The organism is Campylobacter ureolyticus ACS-301-V-Sch3b, assembly GCF_000413435.1.
Taxonomy (GTDB): Bacteria; Campylobacterota; Campylobacteria; order Campylobacterales; family Campylobacteraceae; genus Campylobacter_B; species Campylobacter_B ureolyticus_A.
In genome coordinates, this window is record NZ_KE340328.1 from 14,142 (window position 1) to 17,131 (window position 2,990).

The 2,990-nt window shown below is 27.6% G+C and carries 3 protein-coding genes and 2 CRISPR repeat arrays; of the genes, 2 read left to right on the forward strand and 1 reads right to left on the reverse strand.

The window, feature by feature from the left end:
• Positions 1–815: a CRISPR direct-repeat array (repeat unit 30 nt; unit sequence GTATAAATTTGATCCTATGGATTTTGAAAC).
• 241 nt (positions 816–1,056) lie between these two features.
• Together HMPREF9309_RS09175 and HMPREF9309_RS07355 are read left to right on the forward strand one after the other, a co-directional pair.
• The gene (locus tag HMPREF9309_RS09175; protein ID WP_155827387.1) at positions 1,057–1,212 is read left to right on the forward strand and encodes a hypothetical protein; all 156 of its coding nucleotides are present in this window, start codon (positions 1,057–1,059) and stop codon (positions 1,210–1,212) included.
• Positions 1,213–1,331: 119 nt separating this feature from the next.
• A complete protein-coding gene (locus HMPREF9309_RS07355; protein ID WP_016647307.1) occupies positions 1,332–1,616 on the forward strand; it encodes a hypothetical protein in 285 nt (94 codons plus the stop codon).
• Between the two features lie 223 nt (positions 1,617–1,839).
• Here HMPREF9309_RS07355 and HMPREF9309_RS07360 read toward each other — a convergent pair whose 3' ends face one another.
• Positions 1,840–2,355 carry a hypothetical protein gene (locus tag HMPREF9309_RS07360; RefSeq protein ID WP_016647308.1) on the reverse strand — a complete coding sequence of 172 codons (516 nt, stop codon included), beginning with the start codon at positions 2,353–2,355 and terminating at the stop codon, positions 1,840–1,842.
• A gap of 278 nt (positions 2,356–2,633) precedes the next feature.
• A CRISPR array of direct repeats spans positions 2,634–2,925; the repeat unit is 30 nt; unit sequence GTATAAATTTGATCCTATGGATTTTGAAAC.
• The last annotated feature ends 65 nt before the right edge of the window (positions 2,926–2,990 follow it).

Sequence of the window (2,990 nt, forward strand, 5' to 3'; positions counted from 1 at the left end):
GTATAAATTTGATCCTATGGATTTTGAAACAGATTATAGCTCTCAGTGAAATCAAAACTATCCCAAGTATAAATTTGATCCTATGGATTTTGAAACAATATAGAAGTGGAATACCTATTTTAAAAGATATTGTATAAATTTGATCCTATGGATTTTGAAACTAACTATTGATAACAGTGGAAAAGTTGTTAATAAGTATAAATTTGATCCTATGGATTTTGAAACTTAGATATAATATACTAATATTTACAAAGTTTTAAGTATAAATTTAATCCTATGGATTTTGAAACCTACATTCTTGTTTCATAAGATAAACAATGCTTTTGTATAAATTTGATCCTATGGATTTTGAAACTCATCAAAAGGCAAGTAGTTTTCTTTCCAGCTCAAGTATAAATTTGATCCTATGGATTTTGAAACTTTTCTTTGATAATATCTTCAAAACGCATATTTGGTATAAATTTGATCCTATGGATTTTGAAACAGCTATCATTGTCTTTAAACATCACAAGATATCCTTTTGTATAAATTTGATCCTATGGATTTTGAAACCCAGTAAGTGGATTGTTTGTATCTAGTCCAGATAATGTATAAATTTGATCCTATGGATTTTGAAACTAGAACTTACTCAAACGAACATAAATTTTTAACAGGGTATAAATTTGATCCTATGGATTTTGAAACAATTTGCAGTTAATGTTGGGATTAAAAGAGCTCTGTATAAATTTGATCCTATGGATTTTGAAACCATAATGATGCTTTGTGTTGAAAACATGGCAGACGCGTATAAATTTAATCCTATGGATTTTGAAACGTAAATCTAGGAAATTCTCTTAGAGAATATTTAAAAATATTCAAAACACCTTTTATAGACAAGGAACAAAAATATCTAAATTCTACAACTTATGAGTGGCAAGATGATAATAATGTGAGATTTCGTTGTATTGTAGATCACATTGAAGAGAAGTGTATAAGAGGGGAGGACCACAACTGTCACTACCCCCCTCTCGTGATACAATTATAACATTTTACTTTGATAGAAATCTTAATGAAAAAATGATATTTAAAAATTCTAAAGTTGAAGAATATTATTCAAATTTAGATATTGAGAGTATTAAAAAAGATTTAGAGAACATTAAATCTTTAAGCAACGACTTTAATAATATTTTTTCAAATTCAGATGATGATAAGACTACACAAGAAGATGTATAAATTTGATCCTATGGATTTTGAAACACTAAAGAGGTTTTAAGTAAAAATAAAGCAGGGATAGTATAAATTTGATCCTATGGATTTTGAAACATAATTAAATAATAATTAAAGGATAAGAAATGAATTTTAAATATGTAGTTTTGCAAACTGAAAAAGAAGCTTTAAACTATTTAGAAAGCATAAAAGATAATTTAGCTGATGATATTTATAAAAAAGCAAAAGATAGAATAAAATTTAACTATTTAGATGATGATAGGAAAATGACAATTAAAAGTTTAAATGACTTTATAGTAGTTTTAGAACTTGCAAAACAAGGAAAATATGAAGAAGCCGATGAAAAGGCTATGGAATTTGCAGTTGAAAATATGAATATATGGTTAAAAGAAGAGGGAATTGCAAAATGAAAAAACCTCTAGTATAAATTTTATCCCATTATTTTTCAGAACTAAAAAGTAAAATACTTGTAAGGCTAATATAAATATAAAAGTATCTAATTGATTTTGTAAGTTTTTAAAATAATTTTTTAGTTTAAAACAAAAAGTGATGATTACAAAAATATATTTGACCAGCTTATGTTTTTAGTGGTAAAACATAAGCCTAAGATCAATTATAAATAATTATATTTTTTTATTTTTTAGGACAAATTGAGTTTGGCTGGATTCTTGTTTCATTTTGTTTTGTAATGATCATTAGAGCCTTGCCTGTTTGAAATTCGCACAATTTTCCTCCTTGAGTTGAAGTTTTTATTTTTCCATCAATACTGGTTTTATATGCAATCGTTACTCCATCAACTATTTTTTTATCTCCTACCATGCTTCCAGCTACTGCTCCACCAGCAGCACCTGCTACACCGCCAGCTGTTGTTCCAGCCACGCTTCCACCACTTCCTACATTATATCCTACAACTGCACCTGCAACCGCACCAAGAACTCCGCCAGCTGTTTGAGCCAACCTTCTATTTTCGCTATTATCAACAGCTATTTTTGCAGGTGATACCTGTATTATTTGAACATTTTGAGCATTTTGCTCTTGGTTGAGCTGTGAGGCATCATAAATATTTCCACCAACTGGATTTGATGTTGTTGAGCAACCACTCACAAATATTGCACCAATTATGCTAGCTGAAATAATATATCTTTTCATAAAAAATCCTTTATATATAAATTTTTTCTTTATTATATAAAAATAGAAGCAATTATCATTTAATATTTTATAAATGCTATTAAATTCGCCTATTTTAAACAAATAAAGCTAAAATTAACTGCTTTTTGATAAAATATCATAATTTTAATATAAAGAAAAAATATGGAAAATGAAGAGATAAAGACTTATTTAAACAATTTAAAACAAAAAACCCCTTTGATTCATTGCATAACAAATTATGTAACAGTAACTAGAGGTGGAGAAACTTATGATTTTTTGTATAAATTTGATCCTATGGATTTTGAAACCAGGGTTATTAAAATCATCATTGTAAAAGTTTGTAGTATAAATTTGATCCTATGGATTTTGAAACAAAAAATACAAGAGAAGCGAGGAAGAACGAGAAGGTATAAATTTGATCCTATGGATTTTGAAACAAAAATCACGTGTTGAAGTGCAAAATAATCAAACTGGTATAAATTTGATCCTATGGATTTTGAAACTTGCTTCTAAGATCTGTGAATAAATTTCATCATTAGCGTATAAATTTGATCCTATGGATTTTGAAACAGATTATAGCTCTCAGTGAAATCAAAACTATCCCAAGTATAAATTTGATCCTATGGATTTTGAAA